Below are 18,688 nucleotides of genomic sequence, written 5' to 3'. Positions count from 1 at the left end.
AAACCTATTTTATTTTTGAATAATATGTATGTCGCGTTGCGGAAACGGAATAGACACGTTATTTTCTCTAAACAACCGATCTATTTCAAATCTAATTTCACTTTTAGGAAACTGTGCTTTAAAACTATCTGCTAATGTAAATGACACCTTAAAATCTAAAGAACTGTCACCGAAATTTGTAAAAACAACTCCTGGTTCTGGTTCGGAAAGCACACTCTTATTTGTACTTGCAGCCTGTAATAACAGTTTCTTTACTAATTGCACATCACTTCCATAAGCGACACCAACCTCAACGCTTTCACGAGTTGTAGTTCCGTTTTGCGTCCAGTTATACAAACTGTTTTCTAAATACAAGTGATTAGGAATTATTAAAACTTTATTATCAATAGTAACAGCCCTTGTGGTTCGTAATTTAATTTCATCTACTCTGCCGACTTTACCATCTATTTCAATAATATCACCAACATGTACGGATTGATCAATTAGTATAAAAACTCCAGAAATAATATCTTGAAACAAGGTTTGTAATGCTAAACCAATCCCGATTAAAAGTGCTGCTGAAGCTGCAAAAACTGCTGTTACATTAACACCTACGCTGTTCAACGTTATTAAGAGTATAATAATATATACAAGCCATCTGAAATACCCATAAACAACACCAAATTTACCCTTGTTCTCTTCAGGCACCTTTCGGGTCATGATTTTTAAAACTATTCTTAAGGCAATAGTAGTAACAAAAATGACGGTAATGATAATTAGAATATCAAAAATTGAAATACTAATATCTGTACCAAGATTTACGTGTAACCCGAGGAAATCCACTATAGTCTGCCAAGCACCACTCTCTGTTATTTTATCTTCTATTTCACTTAAATCTTGCTCCATTATCTAATACTTCAACCATTTAAAAAGTTCCTTATACGTTGGTTTTTTACCATACATTAAAATACCAACACGATATATTTTAGCTGCAAACCATACTGCAAAGATAAACGTCCCTATAAGAAGTAACAGAGATAAACCTTGTTGCCATAATGGAACACCAAACGGAATTCGCATTAACATAACCACAGGAGACGTAAATGGAATAAACGAAAATACCGTTGAAATCGTACCGTGCGGATCTTCAATAACCGTAAATACACCGACATAAACCGCTAAAATTAACGGCATTAGAATTGGCAACATAAATTGTTGCGTATCCGTTTCATTATCTACTGCCGCACCAATAGCTGCATAAAGCGAACTGTAAAGCAAATAACCGCCAATAAAAAAGAATAAAAACGCTATAATAAGATTCGTTAACGGTAAGTTGCTTATTGCTGTAATTAAGTTTTCAGCCATCGCTTGCGTACCATCTGCTTGCATAGCTTGGTTCATCATTTCTTGCTGTGGTGTTTGTACTTGTGTTAAATCGATACCAAAAATGGCAGAAACAACAACCAACAAAACACCGCCCAAAATAACCCAAATTACAAATTGTGTAATACCGGCTAATGATGTCCCTATAATTTTCCCCATCATTAATTGAATAGGTTTTACAGAGGATATAATAACTTCGATAATTCTGCTTGTTTTTTCTTCTATAACACTACGCATAATCATGTTACCATAAATAACAATAAACATAAATAGTAAATAACCGGCAGCCCCACCAAATGCAAGTTTTACAACATTATCTATTTTAGAACTCTTTTCTCCTTCAAAACTTTCTTGTCCAATTTCAATATCTGTTTGAGAGGCTTCAATTTGTGCTAAAGAAACTCCATCTAATTCAAGTTTCTTTTCTTTTAGTCGTTTTTCAATCTGTAGCTCTAAACCTGAGATGACACTTAAAGAAGGTGATTCTTCAGAATAAAATTTTACATTACCTGAAACATCATCAAGAGAACTGGCTTTACCAATATATAATAAACCATAATCTTCTTTTTCTTTAACCAAAGCAATGGCATCGTCTAGACTTAACCCGTTTAAGTTAGTGTATGTGGTGAACTCTGTATTTTGAAATACTTCTTCTAAGTAACCTGTATCATCTAAAATAGAAATGGTACGTTCCTTATCGTTATTCAATTGCGATAAATAGGCCACTACTGCAAAAAGCGCAATCATTATTAACGGACTTAAAAACGTCATTACAATAAATGATTTGTTTTTCACTTTTGTAAAGTACTCACGTTTTATAATTAATGGTAAATGATTCATTATTGGTTGTTTTTTACAGTTTGAATAAAAATATCGCTAGCAGAAGGTATCACTTCTACAAAGTGATGCACCTGAGCTTTTGAGGTTAAAAATGACAGTAAATCATTAGGAGATGTTTGTTCATTTATTTTAATATTCAACTTAATATCATCATTTAAGTTTCTGAAAGTTGCTGGAAGCACTTCAAATTTATCTTGAATTTCAGAAATCACTTTTGCTCTATCTAAGGATTCTAATCCCACCTCAAAAGTGTTTGTTTTATATTGACGTTTTATATCGTTTAATTTTCCGTCTAAGACTTTATTCGACTTATGAATTAAGGCGATATGGTCGCATAATTCCTCAACAGATTCCATGCGGTGAGTTGAAAAAATTACTGTAGCTCCTTCGTCTCTTAACTGTAAGATTTCATCTTTAATTAGATTAGCATTAATAGGATCAAAACCAGAAAAAGGTTCATCAAAAATCAATAATTTTGGTTGGTGAAGCACAGTTACAATGAATTGTATTTTTTGGGCTTGACCTTTACTTAATTCTTGGATCTTTTTATTCCACCAATCTCCTATCTCTAATTTATCGAACCAATATTTTAATCTTGCTTTTGCTTCAGTTTTCGTTAATCCTTTTAACTGCGCTAGATACAAACATTGTTCACCTACTTTCATAGATTTATACAACCCACGTTCTTCTGGCAAATAACCAATATCTCTAACGTGCTCTGGCTTTAGCGGCTGACCATCTAATAGCACAGCACCTTCATCTGGCATGGTAATTTGGTTAATTATACGGATCAATGTGGTTTTACCTGCGCCGTTTGGGCCAAGTAAACCAAAGATGCTACCTTTTGGTACAGCAATAGATACTTGATTTAGTGCTTTAAAATCTCCGAAACTTTTTGAGACGGAATTAGCAACTAATAAGTCATTCATATGAAACTAAATTTTTAGGATATGGTTATTACGTAAATATATTAAATGTTATAGATTCTAAAATAAGAATATGTTACTATTTCGGTAATTATAGTATATTTCTTTAACTAGTTTGAAAAGTAAGCTTCAGACTGCAACAAATTTTAATAAATCTAAAGAATTTTAAAGACATATGAGAACGTCACAATTGCTTTTACGAAAGCTTCTAAGTGCAAGACAACATTAAATAAGACTCAAAACCAACTCATTAGGTCATAAAAAACAAAACCCACCCTTATGGTTAGACAAGGATGGGAAAAAATTGCTATGAAAAAGAAAAATTACCGCTAATTAGATTAGCGATAAATCAAATATACTAATTTTTATTAAATAGGCTCCCTTTATGAAAACATATCTTTTACCTTTTCAAAAAAAGATTTATCCGAGCTTTCTGGTTTAGGTTCAAAATGCTCGTCATCCTTCATACTTTCAAAAAATGTTTTTTGCTTTTTGCTTAAAGTCTTTGGTGTCCAAACGTTTACATGAACCAACAAATCACCTTTACCATAACCATTAATACTAGGAATACCTTTACCTCGTAATCTTAAAATTTTACCAGACTGCACGCCAGGTTCAATTTTTATTCTCACTTTTCCTGTTACGGTATCTATTTCTTTAGAGTTTCCTAAAACCGCATCTGGCAAACTTACATACATATCATAATGTAAGTTATCACCTTCGCGTTTTAAGGTTGCGTGCTCTTCTTCTTGTATTGCGACCAACAAATCACCTGCAACACCATTACCTGGTGCATCATTACCTTTTCCTGTAACTTTAAGCTGCATACCATCTACAACACCTGCTGGAATTTTAACAGTAACGGTTTCATCAGAAACTTTTAACCCATGTGCATCTGCATCTGCCGGTTTTTTGTCAATAGTTTGACCTGCCCCACCACAAGTTGGACACGCCGCAGCCGTTTGCATACGACCTAAAATAGTATTGGTAACTCTAGTAACCTGACCTGCACCATTACAAGTAGCACATGTTTTATATGTTGTGCCTGGTGCTTGTATTTTACGTTTTACTTTAATCTTCTTTTCAACTCCATTAGCTACATCTTCTAGAGATAATGTCACACGAATACGCAAATTGCTACCTTTAACAACACGTTGTCTTCCGCCACCACCGAAGCCACTAAATCCGCCTCCACCTCCGAAGCCTCCGCCTCCAAAGATATCGCCAAATTGACTGAAGATGTCGTCCATATTCATGCCACCTCCGCCAAAGCCTCCGCCTCCGCTGCCATCAAAGGCTTGGTGACCAAATTGGTCGTAACGTGCTTTTTTGTCAGCATTACTTAAAACCTCATATGCTTCTGCCGCTTTTTTAAACTTCTCTTCGGCTTCCGTATCATCAGGATTTTTATCTGGATGATATTTTAATGCCATTTTTCGATAAGCTTTTTTTACTTCAGCTTCAGTTGCTCCTTTACTTATTCCTAATATGTCGTAATAATCTTCTTTCATCAACTACTTAATTCTTAATTTTCACAGAAACGTGCAAATTCGTATTTCAATATTATTGTCCGATTACCACCTTTGGGAAACGAATAACTTTTTCTCCTAATTTATAACCGCGCTCAACGACATCAATGATTTTTCCTTTAAGATCATCAGTTGGTGCCGGAATTTGTGTTACAGCCTCGTGGTTATCTGCATTGAAGGCATCTCCTTGTCTTACATCTATTTTAGATAAACCTTTTTGCTCTAAGGTATTCTGTAATTTGTTATAAATTAACAAGACTCCCTTTCTTAATTCTTCAGCTTCTTTGTCGTCTTCAATATGCGACAAAGCACGTTCAAAATCATCTAGAATTGGCAACATTGCCACTACTACATCTTGACTTGCTGTTTTAAATAATTCGATACGTTCTTTAGTTGTTCGCTTTTTATAGTTTTCAAACTCAGCAAACAAACGCATGAATTTATCTTTCTCTGCAACCAATTGATCCTGTAATTGTTCTTCTGGAGATTTTAGTGCTTCCTGTTGTGTTTCAACATCGCCTTCTGCTGTACTTGTTGCTTGATCCTCTACTTGTGGATCTTCAACTTTATTGTTTTTATCTTTTTTACTCATTTTGAGTTCTTTTTTTACTTTCAATTAGATTGGCAAAAGTACTGCCATTATTACGAAAATGTCAAAATGTCATTAACATTTTTTTATCATACTTTAAAGGCAGTATTTCATATCTTTGTTTTATCAACTCAAATAAAAACACTAAATATGAAATCAAATTTTTTTAAGTTTTTTACGCTAATTGCACTAATTACATTTTCAAGTTGTGGAGACAAAGCCAAAGAAGCCGATACCACAAAGGCTAAAGATGCACCAGTTGCTGAATCTAGTTCTGTTAATTATGCTGTAGATACAGATAAATCTACAATTGAATGGAAAGGTTTTAAACCAACCGGTACTCATAATGGTATAATTGCCTTAAGCGCTGGTAAATTAAGTGTTATTGATGGCGCTGTTAAATATGGGAAATTCGTTGTTGACATGAACAGTATTGTGGTTAACGACATTCCTGTTGAAGAAGAAGATAATGCAAAACTAACTGGTCACCTTATGAGTGCCGATTTTTTTAATGTTGAATCGCACCCTACTGCAAAATTTGAAGTTACTGGGATGGAAACTAAAGAAGGAAAATCTATGCTTTCTGGTAATTTAACGATTAAGGAAACGACAAATAATATCAGTTTTCCTGTAGCAGTTTCTTTAAATGAAGACACCGTGACATTAACAAGTGAAGCATTTACAATAGACCGTTCTAAATGGAATATTAAATATGGTTCAAAATCATTTTTTGATGACCTAGGTGATCAATTCATTAATGATGATATTGAATTGAAAATTACCTTAACAGCAAACAAAGCATAAAAGGAACTTATTTTATTACGAAGAGCAGCCATTGTAATGGCTGCTTTTTTTTTGCTTGATAGTGGCATAGCTTTAAAATAGCACACGCGTCGATGTCACCTCTATAATTAAAAATTGAATATCTTAAACAAAAAAATCCCCATAAAGAGGATTTTTAATAAAAGTTGACTTTCATAATTCCCTAAAACTAGTAGTGCCAACTCATGTTATCAATAAATAATTATTGCTTTATAGAAAGTGCCAAAAAAACAAGGAGCATTTTCACAATAGCAAGTTCTGATTAATAGCATTGTAAACTTACAAAACACTATAAACTAAAAAAATACCCAATAATGGGTATTTTTAATTTATTTTCTTCAAATATTATCTATATAACGGAATCTTTAATCCTACATAAACATCTGTAGTCTTAGAACTATCAGATAAAAGATTGGTAAAAACAGACCCAGAACCTACGGTTAATGGTCCTAAACGAATACCTCCGCCAAAAGACACATCATCATATTGCCTGTAGCTAAGTGGCGCATAAAAGCTAAACCATTTAGTTTCTAATCTAGGAGCCACAGTTACGGTATTAAGAGCTGAAGTACTCAATTCTGATCCTTTTTTCACCATAGATAAATCTGCCTGTGCACTCACAAACCATTTCTTTGTCAATCTATAATCTACAAGTAAATGTAGCGCAGTTGGCAAGTTTATTTTTGCGGACTCATTAGTTTCTGTATTTGCATAGTTAGAATCTAAAAAATCTTCTGTATCGTCATCAAAATCATCCGTATTTACAGTAGCATTTAAATCGTAACGGGTAACTGTGGCGTTATCATAATTAATAGCACCAATATCTGTTACCGAAATACCTATTTTTAATTTATAAGGATCCTTATAAGTAGGCAAATTATCATTCTCACGATCCGTATACCATTGGTATGTAAAACCAAGATCTAAACCAAAACCAGAAGTAAGATTACTAAAATCGATATCATCGTCATCAAAATCTTGACTTGTTCCATAGTTTAATTGCCCGCTAGTTGTTAATGTTTCTGAAGGATTATCATAATCCCCAGCTAAAACAGGACTGCTCATAAACATACTACCTGCACCCTGAAGATACTTTAACGTAACCCCTCCTTTTAAGACATGGTTGGGTTTCTCCATAAGTATTCTTCCATAAGCGACTCCTATCTCTGCCCAAGCATGTACGGTACCATTTAAGTCTTTAGAATCAAATCTAAAACTATCATCTGAATCGAAGTCATCTGCAATGGCTTCATAAAGTTCACCATTTATATTGTTAATATTAAAGTTTGCTCTTGCTCTAGTTACAATACCAATACTACTCTTATTAGTAAGGTTGAACATAAACGACGGAAGTACAATATCTGCATTTAAAAAAAAGTTATTGGCGTTACTTGGGAATTTTTTAGTGTCGTCTTCAAAATCAAAACTACCATCAGAGTTCATAATATCGTTGACATTAATCCCAAAATAATCACTACCTCCAAAGACACTACCTGATACTAAGTTAACATCAGCTCTTAGGCCAGAACCCACAATACTCGATGGATTATAAATAACCCCCTGTATACCGGAATAATTATCGATAGAATGGCCAACATAGCTTTGACCAAAGGATAAATTAAGGATTAAAAGAAAAAGAAATAGGTTGAATAGTTTAATAGATTTCATAATAAATTAAGATTGGTTAATAGCGAAGTTAAAATTTTAATTGATTTTTTTTCTAGATATATTACCTTTTTCAAAGGTTAAAATTTTATACTTATCATTACATCCCCAAAACTGGGTATATTTTTGCTTTTACATTCAAATCAATACATTTCAGAACCTTAAAATTTATACTTCTTTTCTAAGGCATAGCGCATTAATTCACCTTTACCTTGAAGTCCTAGAATCCGAATCATGTTTTTACGATGCGTTTCAACCGTATGTATACCTATAAAAAGTTCATCTGCAATTTCACGAGACGTTTTACCTTGTGCTACGAAATTTAAGATTTCAACTTGTCGTTTGGTCAATATGCTCTTAGCGCTTTTATTAGTGTCGTTTTTTGCCTCTATTTCAATATTAGCATCAAAATAAGTATTACCATTATACACGGCTCGTATGGCTTTTAAGACTTCCTCTAAAGGTGAGTTTTTCAATAAATAACCAGAAGCTCCAGCGTCTAACATTTGCTTAACAGCATCCTTTTGATCGAACATTGTAAAGCCTAATATTTTTGTCTGAGGTAATTCTTTTTTTATCTTTTTTGCAGCTGTAATACCATCCATTTTTGGCATTCTTATATCTGTAATTACAACACTTGGTTGCTTTAGACGTACTAAATCTAAAAGTGCTTCACCATCATTTGCTGTACCTACAATTGTAATATCCTCTTCGTATTCTAAAAGTAATTTTATACCATCTATAAAAGATTGATGGTCTTCAGCTATAGCTACTGTTATCATAATGGTAAATCGATTATTACTGTTGTTCCTTTACTTATCTCTGATTCAATGGTGAATTTCCCATCTAAAGACTCCACACGCTTGTCGATACTAGTAATTCCCATTCCTGGTTTTGTTTTTGAGAGTTGTTTTGGGTTAAAACCTACTCCATTATCTTCGACCATAATATTGAGATTATCAGAATGATTAGTAATATGAATCACTCCTTGAGTTGCTTTTGCGTGCTTTATAATATTAGTTACTAATTCTTGAATAATTCTAAAAATTGAAATTTCTAAGGAATTATCTAAGCGCTGTTCTAAACCAAAGCTCTGAACTTCAAATTCCAATCCGTTTATTCCTGAAGCATTTTTTGCTAGTTTTTCTACAGCCGGAAGCAAACCATTTTTTGCAATGACACCAGAATTTTTTAGATGCGCCATTGCGCGAATTTCAACATATGCATTTTCTAATAATGTGCTAATTTTTTTTGTTAGCTCTTCTGAATCTTCAACATCATTTTGATGTTTTACAAAATAATCAAATTGTAATTTAGCTGCGGCTAAAGTAGCACCAACACTATCGTGTAAGTCAGCGGCCAAACGGTGACGTTCCTTTTCCTGACCTTCAATCATGGCATCAATTGTAGATAATTCTAAATCTTTAAGAATTTTTTCTTTTTCATCAATTTCATCTTGACGTTCTTGTTCTGCCTTATATTGTTTCTGCTTTATATTTCTATACACTAAAAAAGCGATAATTGAAAGCACAGCTAAACTCACGCCCCAAGCCAAAAACAGATTCGCTTTCTCATTTTGATGCGTTATTCTTGTTTTTAGTGTCTCGTTTATATGAATAAGACTGTCTTTTGTTCGGTGATTATCAATTTTTATTTTCTCTAATATTCTTACAGCACTAATATCATCTATAGTCGTTTTAGTATCTTGTCTTAAATTTTGATATTTTATGGTTAAATCAAACTCTCTTTTTCCTTTATAAGCTTCAAAAAGAAAAAAGTAAGCACCATCAATCATTTCATTGCTCGATAACTTTTGACCATAATCTAGCAGTTTATTCGCCGTAATTATAATCTTGTCATAATCCTTTTGTTTAAAATAACTAGAACACAGCGTGCGATAGGCATGAGCTAACGTATTAATATTACCCATAGAATCGCCAATTTCTATAGCTTTGTCTATAGTCTTTTTTGCTCGCTTATAATCTTTTTTCTGAATATAGGAATCACTAATATTAATTAAAGCTAAAGCTTCATTTCTTTTGTTTTTAATCGCTTTAGACAGCTTTAAACTTTCTTGATAATAGTCTAATGCTTTATCCGATTTGTAACGCCAATTATAGATGTTTCCAATATTAACTAAAGATTGAGAAATTAAAATAGTATCATTTATTTCTTTACTAAGCGCTAATGATCTCTCGTAATACGCTTTGGCTTCATCGAGATTAAAGACTTTTCTGTAAGAAACACCCAAGCCATTAATAGCTTTTGCTTGCCCTCTCTTATCATTCAATTCCTCATAAAGTTTTAAACTCAACCCAAAGTGCTTTGAGGCCGTCGTATTATCACCAAAAGTATGTTCTATTTCTCCTAAGAGTATGAGTGCATCTGCTTTATGTTTTTTTAACTGATGCGATTCTGTAAAATCCATTAAACGTAATGCCATCGCATAAGCACTGTCTGTTTTACTTTCAAAATAATTTTTATAAATAAATTCTCTGTAAGCACTAGCTCTTGTAGTATCCGCTAGTTTGGTGTTTTCCCAGATTACAAATAAAGAATCTTGTTGTTTTTGACTAAAACATAGCAATGGTAATAGTATAAAACAGAGTATAATCGTAAAATTTGTAGTCATGTATTTTATTACCATAAAATCTCAAAGGTTTTAGAAATATATAATTTCAAAATTACATTTTTATGTAAAAAAGATTTAACAAGTCAAAGATGCAAAGTAAAAGCACACCAAAACATACCTAATAAAAGGTATATTTCTGAAAATAAGCGATAAAATTTGAATTGTAAACTAATCTCTAGACAAAAAGACTAAAAAACAGATGATTACATAAAAATATACTTAATTGATGCAATCATACCTATGAAACCAATAAAAGCAATAAGCACCCAGATGGTACCTTTGTAATGCTTCTTATGAAGTTGAAGATCTTTACGGTACTGAAATGCAATCACAATTACAAATGCAATAAAAAATAATATTCCAAAAATCAATTGACCAGTACTAAACATCTTCTTATTTTTATGCAAAAATAAGGATTAAAACCACAACTATGCAAGACAAAATTAATGCGGTAAAAGCGTTTCATACGGCTTTCAAAATAGGACATCGCGAAACACCAAAAGCAGACTTAGGAATTGATAAAAACATGCTACGCTATAAGTTAATGCGCGAAGAGAATGAAGAATACCTTGAAGCGGCAAATGACAATGACTTAGTTGAAGTTGCGGATGCTTTAGGTGATATGCTCTATATTTTGTGTGGTACTATTATAGAACACGGTATGCAACACAAAATAGAAGAAGTATTTGAAGAAATACAACGTAGTAACATGAGTAAACTAGGTGAAGACGGTGAACCTATTTATCGTGAAGATGGCAAAGTTTTAAAAGGCCCTAATTACTTTAAACCACATATTAAAGACATTTTAGAATCATAAAAAAAAGCAGCCATTTGGCTGCTTTTTTTATATAGTATTACACTTTTATTTTACTTCATGTCTCCAACCATGCTTATCATCAGATAAATTGTGTTGAATATTTAATAAGGTCTGTTTAAATAATTTAGCATAAGAATCTTCAGCGTCAACACCAGAAATTTCAAATAACTCATCTTGATGCTCAAATGCTGAAATCGGACTAATAACTGCAGCAGTTCCGGCTCCAAAGATTTCTTTAAGACTACCATCTTTCGCTGCCTCTTTTATTTCCGCAACGGTTACTGCTCTTACGTCACAAGTAATTCCTAAATCTTCAGCGAGTTGAATGATACTTTTACGTGTAACACCATCTAAAATCCTATCGCTTGTAGGTGCTGTAATCAAGGTATCATTTACTCTAAAAAACACATTCATTGTTCCGGCTTCTTCAAGAAGTGTATGCGTGTCTGCATCCGTCCAAACGACTTGCTGAAACCCTTTTTTCTGTGCTAAACTTGTCGGATAAAACTGAGCAGCATAATTACCTGCGGCTTTAGCAGCGCCAACACCACCATTGGCAGAACGACTATAATGATCGGCGATTAAAACACGAACTGCTGAGTTGTAATACGATTTTGCAGGCGAACAAATAATCATAAAACGATACGAATTTGCAGGAGACGCAGAAATCGCTGGTTCCGTTGCAATTACGAATGGTCTTAAATATAATGAGTTACCGACTCCTGATTGTATCCAATCATTATCTAATTTCAATAAAGCCTCTAAACCTTCAAAAAAATAATTTTCAGGAAACGCAGGCATTGCCAAACGACCAGATGATTTATTAATTCTTTCAAAATTTTGTTTTGGTCTAAATAGAAAAACCTTTCCATCGTCATCTTTATAGGCTTTCATCCCCTCAAACACTGCTTGCCCATAATGAAACACACGAGCAGAAGGCTCAAAAGTCATGGCTTGGTAAGGCATAATTTTTGGATCTTGCCATTTCCCATCTTCATAATCACACACAAACATGTGATCTGTAAACACACGACCAAAGTCTAAGTTACTAAAATCTACAGTATTAATTTTAGAAGTTTCAGATGTTTCAACGCTGATTTTATCGGTATGATTGGCCATAATTATATGTGATTTTAAAACAAAAGTACATAATCAGTACGGTTAATAAAAGGTTATATTCCGTTAAATTGACTAAATTTGTAATTATATAGTAATTCAAATCAAAACCTATTAATAATGAAAAAAATCATTTTACTTTTTGCAATTAGCTTATTTGCTTTGTCTTGCAAAGACGATTCTAAAACTACAGAAGTTAAGATTGAAGAAGCAAAACAAGAAATTGCTTATGCTTCTTTCGGCGAAGAAATTAATGATACAGATGCTCTAACTTCTGAACGTATGATGGAGCAATATAAAACCTTAAAAACTGGTGATACTATTACCTCTAAAGTGAAAGGAAAAATCATTGAAGTATGTTCTAAAAAAGGGTGTTGGATGACCTTAGATATGGGTGAAGACAACCAAGTGATGGTAAAATTTAAAGATTACGGTTTTTTTATGCCTTTAAATGCTGAAGGTGATGTTGTAATGAACGGAAAAGCTTATGTTTCTGAAACGTCTATTGAAGAATTAAGACATTACGCAGAAGATGCTGGTAAGACTGCAGAAGAAGTTGCTGCGATTACAGATCCTAAATTTGAATATGGTTTTGAAGCTGATGGAGTTTTACTTAAACAATAAACTTTTAAGCATAGTTATTCTTTCATTTTCAATGCTTGTTAGCTGTAAAAATGAAGAAAAAGCATCTAATGAACCGACAAAGAAGGCTGTTGTATACGACATGTATCAACCTTCTGAAATGGCTGGTTTTATGAATGCTATGTACGCTTACAATCAACAATTAAAAGCACAAATTGTCGCTGGTGAAACGCCGACTAACTTACCGTTAGATTTATTAAAACTGCATTCTGCGGAAATGACAGATGGTAAATCTAGGACTCAGAATTGGGAGAGTTTTGTAAACGTTTTTATTAAATCGCAAGAAGCGGTAGTAGATACACTTTCTAATGCTGAATTAAAGATTAGATATAATGCAGCAATAAATAATTGTTTAAGCTGCCACAAAACGGAATGTACAGGCCCAATTCCAAAGATTAAAAGACTACTGATTCAGTAAAAAAAGATATAAGATCGCTTACTTCGACTTCGCTCAGCACAAGTCGCTTTTAGAATCAAGACTTGATTCTAGCAAAATGACAAACAGATGTATTTTTATTTAAACTGAAATATTTGGTTCAAAGAAAATCAGATGCATCATGTGACAAAAACCGAATAGCCAAAAACATTTGAAAAGACATATAATTACCACATCCGATGGTTCTAAAACCATTCAAATAGAAGAATGGAACGAGCAATACCATTCTATTCATGGTGCCATACAAGAAGCAAATCATGTATTTATGAAACATGGTTTACATTTTTATAATGACACTTATCATACTGAATCTAACTCTCCATCAAGTGTTTTATCAATTTTAGAAATTGGTTTTGGGACAGGTCTCAACGCTTTTTTAACTTTAGTGGAAGCTGAAAAATTAAAATTGAACATCAATTATATTGGTGTAGAAGCGTATCCTGTTCAACTAGACGAAATAAAACAACTTAATTATATTGAATTAATTTCTAAAGAACACGACACTGTTTTCGAAAAGTTACATGAAACTCCCTGGGAAGAATTATGCCAAATAACTTCGAATTTTGAATTAGAAAAACAACAAAAATTCTTCAAGGATATTGATGCCAAAGACCAATTTAACATTATTTATTTTGATGCTTTTGGTGCCCGTGTGCAACCCGATTTATGGACCGAAGATATTTTTGAAATTATGTTTAATGCTTTGAAAGAAAATGGCGTATTAGTCACCTATTCTGCAAAAGGCAGCGTAAGACGCGCTATGCAAGCTGTTGGTTTTATTGTAGAACGATTACCTGGACCTCCAGGCAAACGTGAAATGTTGAGAGCAACGAAACATTTAGTAAACGAATAGTTTATTAAATGTTGAGAGCCCAGAAAAAGGGAAAGTAACATTCAGTGAGATTCAATGCACCAAATGCTTTAAATCCTAAATTTCATTATTTAATAATCGTCACTTCGAGTGAAATTCCGTTTTTCAGAAATTTCACACTTCGACTGCGCTCAGTGGGACTATAGAGAGGCTTATTTTAAGCTAAGATTCTCAATATATTTCTAGTAAACTCGAAGCTTACACTCCAGCTGCGCCAAAAAGCGAATTGAAAAACGATACCATTTAAAAGTTTTGTTCCTCAAACGTTAAATCAAAATTAAACTCCTAACAATACCCTTTAACCTTTCGTATCTTTAAATAAAAAGAAAAATGACCGTTTTAATTACAGGAGCAACTGGGTTAATTGGACAGAAAATTGTAAACCAATGTCATTCTGCAGGAATTAACATTCATTATTTAACGACTTCCAAATCCAAATTGAGTACAGAACCCAATTACAAAGGGTTTTATTGGAATCCGGATAACAACGAGATCGATCACGACTGTTTTGAAGGTGTTACTGCCATTATAAATATGGTTGGCGCTTCTATTTCCAAACGCTGGACTGATGACTATAAAGAAGTCATTATTGAAAGTCGCACAAAAACAGCGCAACTTCTACAAGACACCATAAAAAAACATAATTATAACATTGAACACGTTGTTTCTGCGAGTGCTATTGGCATTTATCCAACGAGTTTAGTAAACTATTACGAAGAAACAAATTCTGAGATTTCAGAAACATTTTTAGGTAAAGTTGTGCATAAATGGGAAGCTGCTGTTGATGGTTTTAAAGCTTTGGGCTGTAAAGTCGCTAAAATTAGAATCGGGTTAGTTTTAGCCAAAGATGGAGGCGCATTACCACAAATTGTAAAACCAATAAAATATGGTGTTGGCGCAGCTTTTGGAAGTGGTAAACAATGGCAAAGCTGGATTCATGTTGAAGATTTAGCTTCACTTTTTGTTTATGCCGTTCAAAATAAATTTGAAGGTATTTATAATGGTGTAGCTCCAAATCCGGTAACGAATAAAGAATTGACAAAAGTTTCAGCGGAGGTTTTACATCGGCCTTTAATTTTACCAAATATTCCAAAATTTGCGATGAAACTCGTTTTAGGAGACATGCATATTCTTTTGTTTGAAAGTCAACGTGTCAGTTCTCAAAAAGTGGAAGCTGAAGGATTTAATTATACTTATGTGAATTTAAGACCTGCTTTAGACGATTTATTGGGCTAAGTAAACGTTCATCCTTCGTTTTTAAATTAGCGACTTTGTCACTTGTAATGTTTATCTAAGTGAAACTATGTGAGGCATGTAATTTTCGACCTTCGTTGATAATTATCTCAATACACTCCTCAATATCCTTTTTAGTTGTTCTGAAATTAACAATGCAGGTTCTCATACAATACTTATCATCGATAATAGCATTAGATAAAAACAATTCGCCTCCTGCTTGCAGTGTATTTACTAAGTCTTCATTTAATGTATTTAAATATTCTGCTCTTTTTTCATCCTTTACTTCAAGATTTTGTGGCATATATCTGAAGGTAGCAATACTCAAATTTTGAGTTACAGGTTCTAGTTCTGAATGCTGTGCTGCCAATTCTGCAAAATATTTTGACAAGACAATATCTTCACTTATTAATTTAACATAACCATCACGACCTATTTGTTGTAAAGCCAACCACACTTTTAAAGCTCTAAAACCTCGCGAATTTTGAAGTCCATATTCAAAGAAATTTAGAGATCCTCCTTCTTCTGTTAAACTGAAATTATAATAGTCGGGATGCGAACTATAGGTGTCAATTAAATGTTTTGGGTTTTTAACCAACGTACAACCGGCTTCTAAAGGACTGTATAACCATTTATGAGGATCTAACGCAATGGAATCGGCTTCCTCTACTCCATTAAACACCTCTTTTAGCTCAGGAATAACAGCTGCAGGAATACCATAAGCACCATCGATATGAAACCATAAATCGTGAGCTTTACAAGTCGCAGCAATAGCTTCAAGGTTATCCACAACTCCTGTACTTACATCACCAGCAGTTCCAACAACCAAGAAGGGTTGATGGCCTTGTTTTATATCATTTTTAATGCTTTGCTCTAAAGCTTCAATATTCATTTTGTTTGAAGCATCCGTCGGAATCCAACGAATAGAATTGCTACCATGCCCAAATAAAATCGCAGCTTTATCTATCCATGTATGCGTTGATTTGGAACAGTATGAAATGAGCTGTTTTGAAGTATTTGAAAGTCCATCTTCTTTGATGCTTTTTGGTGCTTTCGCTGTTCTTGCCGCTAAAAACGCGGTAAAATTTGCCATATTACCTCCACTGACTAAAACCCCACCATAGCTTGGATCTACTCCTATAAATTCGGCTAACCATTTAATGGTTTGTTTTTCTATTTCGGTGGCTATCGGACTTAAGATTTGCCCACCAACATTGGGGTTTACAGAAGCGGCTAACAAATCGGCTAAGGCACCAATTGGAGCTGCTGACGATGTTATAAATCCGAAAAATTTAGGATGACCGTTTAATAACGAATTATTAAATAATAACTTAGACGTTGATGCCAATAGTTGATCAGCTGGTACTCCTTCTTTTGGTAACGGTGAATTCCCTAATAGCTCTTGTAATTCTAAGGGTGTTTTGGTTGTTGTGACGGGTTGATTTGAAATATCATCGAGAAACTCAGAAATGGTATCAATGAGCTGATAACCCATTTTTCGAAATTCTGTTTTACTAATTTCAATTGCGTTTTCTCGCTTATCCATAATCTGATTATTTAATTGCTTCTTATTCTATTCAGAAATTACAAAACCATCACTAAGTTCTTTTTCAGATGGTCTTTCGAACCAAGTTTCCATAAAATCGAAGTTGTCTTTTGTCACTTCAAATTCAAACGTGGCACCTTTTTCTGTATTACGTTTCATCACGCGGTCTAACCTCTCGGCTTTAGAAACATCTAGAAAATGCAGCTTTACTTTGTAATTATTCATTTCAGCAAATTTCCTAAACTTTTCGCGATGTCCGAATTTAGACAATCCTAAATCTAGGATCGCATCTGTTTTTAAATGTTCTAACTGATGAATTAGATCAAGCATCATCCGTTCTGAACGTTCAATGCGTTCTAAAAACCACTCTAAACCATCCGTTTCTTTTTTATCTGGAAGAAACAACACATTATTCCACGTATCGATTGAAAACACAACACCTTTGATGTTTCTTTTGAGTTCGTTGGCGTAAGTCGTTTTTCCTGAACCTGTATTTCCTACTATGAGGTGAATCATTTTGTTTTCAACTTTTATTCAACGATTTCGTAATCGACATCTAGCTTTCGTAAGGCTCTTAAAGCAGAACCAGAATTTTTATCTGCAACCTCAATATCTACAGGATCTCCGTCTAGAAGAATCTCTGTAAGCTCATTAGATAGTGATGCATTCCCATTAGTAGAAATCTCAGTAATACAGTTGGCGATGGCTCTTTTGTCTGGCCGTTGAGCGTCGCATGATAATAGGTTTAATTTCATTGTAATGGATTAATAATTTGAATCAGAATAGCCTGATATGTGTGTTTAGGAATGGTAAAGCAACTAATTTAGTGAATAAAGACGGAATAGAACGTCTGCATGGGATTTTCTAAATAGAAAACCTTTAATAACTAACATTGACCACGACTACAATTAATGCTCTACTTCAAAAATAGTATTTCTTTCAGTTTTCTTATATAGGTTCTTTACAGCAATCTCATTGTCCGCTGTAGAACGATAGTTTTTATTATTTGGGTTTCGCAAATAGTCGAGTTGATGTGCAATCATTTTTTCAAAAGGCATCAGGAAATCCTTTGTGTCACAGTGTTCAACGTCTCCTTCTTTAAGTAAATTTAATACCGTAAGGACGGACTCAATTGTACTGAGGCAAAGTGACTCTGGTTGCTGCTTAATGATAAATTTTGATTTGATGTCATTATCAAAACTCACTCGTTTTAGGCCTTGCAAGTTCTTACTTAGTTTTAGCATTTTACGAGCACAAGGCCATGTTCCATCGAGAATGAAGAGGTGTGGATGATGTCCCACAAAAGACTTTACTTCTGAACTATCACTTACAGATAAGTTGAAGTTATCTTTCCCTGGATACAATAAAAAAGAACTATTTTTTTCATTAGCTAGTATATCATTAACGCGCTTATTATTGGTAAAATCGACGCCCACTATAATTTCTGAATTTTCAAGTTGAAGCTTCGTCATGTGTCCCGTTCCATTTTTTTCTTTCTTGTACTCTTTTGGGTGCATCAGAATAATAAAACGCGTCTTAGTATGTAACGCATGAATGTGTTTACAAATACAGGTGCTTTTAGGACTCATACAGTTGTAACAGGTTAGTCTTGTATTATTTATGTTTGCTTGCAAAGGGGATATTTCTGTTGTTCTGGGTGGT

At 33.6% G+C, this 18,688-nt stretch carries 20 protein-coding genes; 6 read left to right on the top strand and 14 right to left on the bottom strand.

From position 1 onward, the window contains the following. Positions 1 to 9 precede the first annotated feature (9 nt). The 5 genes from HM984_RS04255 to HM984_RS04235 all read right to left on the bottom strand — a co-directional run bounded on the left by HM984_RS04255 (position 10) and on the right by HM984_RS04235 (position 5,249). Positions 10 to 885, bottom strand: coding sequence for a mechanosensitive ion channel family protein (locus HM984_RS04255; RefSeq protein WP_115809046.1), 876 nt, complete (start codon positions 883 to 885; stop codon positions 10 to 12). 3 nt (positions 886 to 888) lie between these two features. Further along, entirely contained in the window at positions 889 to 2,202 is a 1,314-nt protein-coding gene (locus HM984_RS04250; RefSeq protein ID WP_179348244.1) for an ABC transporter permease, read from the bottom strand. Then, entirely contained in the window at positions 2,202 to 3,131 is a 930-nt protein-coding gene (locus HM984_RS04245) for an ABC transporter ATP-binding protein (RefSeq protein WP_115809044.1), read from the bottom strand. The genes HM984_RS04250 and HM984_RS04245 overlap by 1 nt, the downstream gene beginning before the upstream one ends. Before the next feature lie 380 nt (positions 3,132 to 3,511). Then, positions 3,512 to 4,639: a molecular chaperone DnaJ gene (dnaJ, locus tag HM984_RS04240; protein WP_115809043.1), complete on the bottom strand. Its 1,128-nt coding sequence runs from the start codon at positions 4,637 to 4,639 to the stop codon at positions 3,512 to 3,514. A gap of 52 nt (positions 4,640 to 4,691) precedes the next feature. Then, positions 4,692 to 5,249, bottom strand: a complete 558-nt coding sequence (locus HM984_RS04235; RefSeq protein ID WP_115809042.1) for a nucleotide exchange factor GrpE — start codon at positions 5,247 to 5,249, stop codon at positions 4,692 to 4,694. 147 nt (positions 5,250 to 5,396) lie between these two features. Here HM984_RS04235 and HM984_RS04230 point away from each other — a divergent pair, with 147 nt between their 5' ends. After that, the gene (locus HM984_RS04230; protein ID WP_115809041.1) at positions 5,397 to 6,050 is read left to right on the top strand and encodes a YceI family protein; all 654 of its coding nucleotides are present in this window, start codon (positions 5,397 to 5,399) and stop codon (positions 6,048 to 6,050) included. A gap of 363 nt (positions 6,051 to 6,413) precedes the next feature. Here HM984_RS04230 and HM984_RS04225 read toward each other — a convergent pair whose 3' ends face one another. From HM984_RS04225 to HM984_RS04210, 4 genes are all read right to left on the bottom strand, one after another. Further along, positions 6,414 to 7,736, bottom strand: coding sequence for a DUF5723 family protein (locus HM984_RS04225; RefSeq protein ID WP_179348243.1), 1,323 nt, complete (start codon positions 7,734 to 7,736; stop codon positions 6,414 to 6,416). 158 nt (positions 7,737 to 7,894) lie between these two features. Further along, positions 7,895 to 8,515: a response regulator transcription factor gene (locus HM984_RS04220; protein WP_179348242.1), complete on the bottom strand. Its 621-nt coding sequence runs from the start codon at positions 8,513 to 8,515 to the stop codon at positions 7,895 to 7,897. Further along, a complete protein-coding gene (locus HM984_RS04215; RefSeq protein WP_179348241.1) occupies positions 8,512 to 10,365 on the bottom strand; it encodes a tetratricopeptide repeat-containing sensor histidine kinase in 1,854 nt (617 codons plus the stop codon). Before HM984_RS04215 ends, HM984_RS04220 begins: the two co-directional genes overlap by 4 nt. A gap of 203 nt (positions 10,366 to 10,568) precedes the next feature. Then, positions 10,569 to 10,754 (bottom strand): hypothetical protein, encoded by a 186-nt coding sequence (locus HM984_RS04210; RefSeq protein WP_115809037.1) that lies wholly within the window; start codon positions 10,752 to 10,754, stop codon positions 10,569 to 10,571. A gap of 41 nt (positions 10,755 to 10,795) precedes the next feature. On the opposite strand from HM984_RS04210, the gene HM984_RS04205 reads away from it, so the two are divergent. Further along, on the top strand, positions 10,796 to 11,182 hold the full coding sequence (locus HM984_RS04205) for a pyrophosphohydrolase domain-containing protein (RefSeq protein ID WP_020894985.1): 387 nt from the start codon (positions 10,796 to 10,798) through the stop codon (positions 11,180 to 11,182). 45 nt (positions 11,183 to 11,227) lie between these two features. Here the strand turns inward: HM984_RS04205 and HM984_RS04200 are convergent, their stop codons facing one another. Beyond that, on the bottom strand, positions 11,228 to 12,301 hold the full coding sequence (locus tag HM984_RS04200; protein ID WP_179348240.1) for a branched-chain amino acid aminotransferase: 1,074 nt from the start codon (positions 12,299 to 12,301) through the stop codon (positions 11,228 to 11,230). Positions 12,302 to 12,418: 117 nt separating this feature from the next. Here HM984_RS04200 and HM984_RS04195 point away from each other — a divergent pair, with 117 nt between their 5' ends. The 4 genes from HM984_RS04195 to HM984_RS04180 all read left to right on the top strand — a co-directional run bounded on the left by HM984_RS04195 (position 12,419) and on the right by HM984_RS04180 (position 15,483). Further along, on the top strand, positions 12,419 to 12,922 hold the full coding sequence (locus HM984_RS04195) for a DUF4920 domain-containing protein (protein WP_179348239.1): 504 nt from the start codon (positions 12,419 to 12,421) through the stop codon (positions 12,920 to 12,922). Beyond that, positions 12,900 to 13,358 (top strand): hypothetical protein, encoded by a 459-nt coding sequence (locus tag HM984_RS04190; protein ID WP_179348238.1) that lies wholly within the window; start codon positions 12,900 to 12,902, stop codon positions 13,356 to 13,358. Before HM984_RS04195 ends, HM984_RS04190 begins: the two co-directional genes overlap by 23 nt. Before the next feature lie 169 nt (positions 13,359 to 13,527). Beyond that, positions 13,528 to 14,229 carry a tRNA (5-methylaminomethyl-2-thiouridine)(34)-methyltransferase MnmC2 gene (gene mnmC2 / locus HM984_RS04185; RefSeq protein ID WP_179348237.1) on the top strand — a complete coding sequence of 234 codons (702 nt, stop codon included), beginning with the start codon at positions 13,528 to 13,530 and terminating at the stop codon, positions 14,227 to 14,229. Between the two features lie 348 nt (positions 14,230 to 14,577). Next, positions 14,578 to 15,483, top strand: a complete 906-nt coding sequence (locus tag HM984_RS04180; RefSeq protein WP_179348236.1) for a TIGR01777 family oxidoreductase — start codon at positions 14,578 to 14,580, stop codon at positions 15,481 to 15,483. Between the two features lie 55 nt (positions 15,484 to 15,538). Here the strand turns inward: HM984_RS04180 and HM984_RS04175 are convergent, their stop codons facing one another. From HM984_RS04175 to HM984_RS04160, 4 genes are all read right to left on the bottom strand, one after another. Then, positions 15,539 to 17,026 carry a pyridoxal phosphate-dependent decarboxylase family protein gene (locus HM984_RS04175; protein ID WP_179348235.1) on the bottom strand — a complete coding sequence of 496 codons (1,488 nt, stop codon included), beginning with the start codon at positions 17,024 to 17,026 and terminating at the stop codon, positions 15,539 to 15,541. Between the two features lie 27 nt (positions 17,027 to 17,053). Next, entirely contained in the window at positions 17,054 to 17,542 is a 489-nt protein-coding gene (locus HM984_RS04170) for a P-loop nucleotide/nucleoside kinase family protein (RefSeq protein WP_179348234.1), read from the bottom strand. 14 nt (positions 17,543 to 17,556) lie between these two features. Beyond that, on the bottom strand, positions 17,557 to 17,781 hold the full coding sequence (locus HM984_RS04165; protein ID WP_179348233.1) for a hypothetical protein: 225 nt from the start codon (positions 17,779 to 17,781) through the stop codon (positions 17,557 to 17,559). A gap of 153 nt (positions 17,782 to 17,934) precedes the next feature. Further along, positions 17,935 to 18,660 carry a tRNA-uridine aminocarboxypropyltransferase gene (locus HM984_RS04160; RefSeq protein WP_257018446.1) on the bottom strand — a complete coding sequence of 242 codons (726 nt, stop codon included), beginning with the start codon at positions 18,658 to 18,660 and terminating at the stop codon, positions 17,935 to 17,937. Between the last annotated feature and the right edge of the window lie 28 nt (positions 18,661 to 18,688).

It is taken from the genome of Winogradskyella pacifica (assembly GCF_013403915.1).
Taxonomy (GTDB): domain Bacteria; phylum Bacteroidota; class Bacteroidia; order Flavobacteriales; family Flavobacteriaceae; genus Winogradskyella; species Winogradskyella pacifica.
Note: the sequence above shows the minus strand (reverse complement) of the source record. Positions and strands in the feature narration are given on the sequence as shown.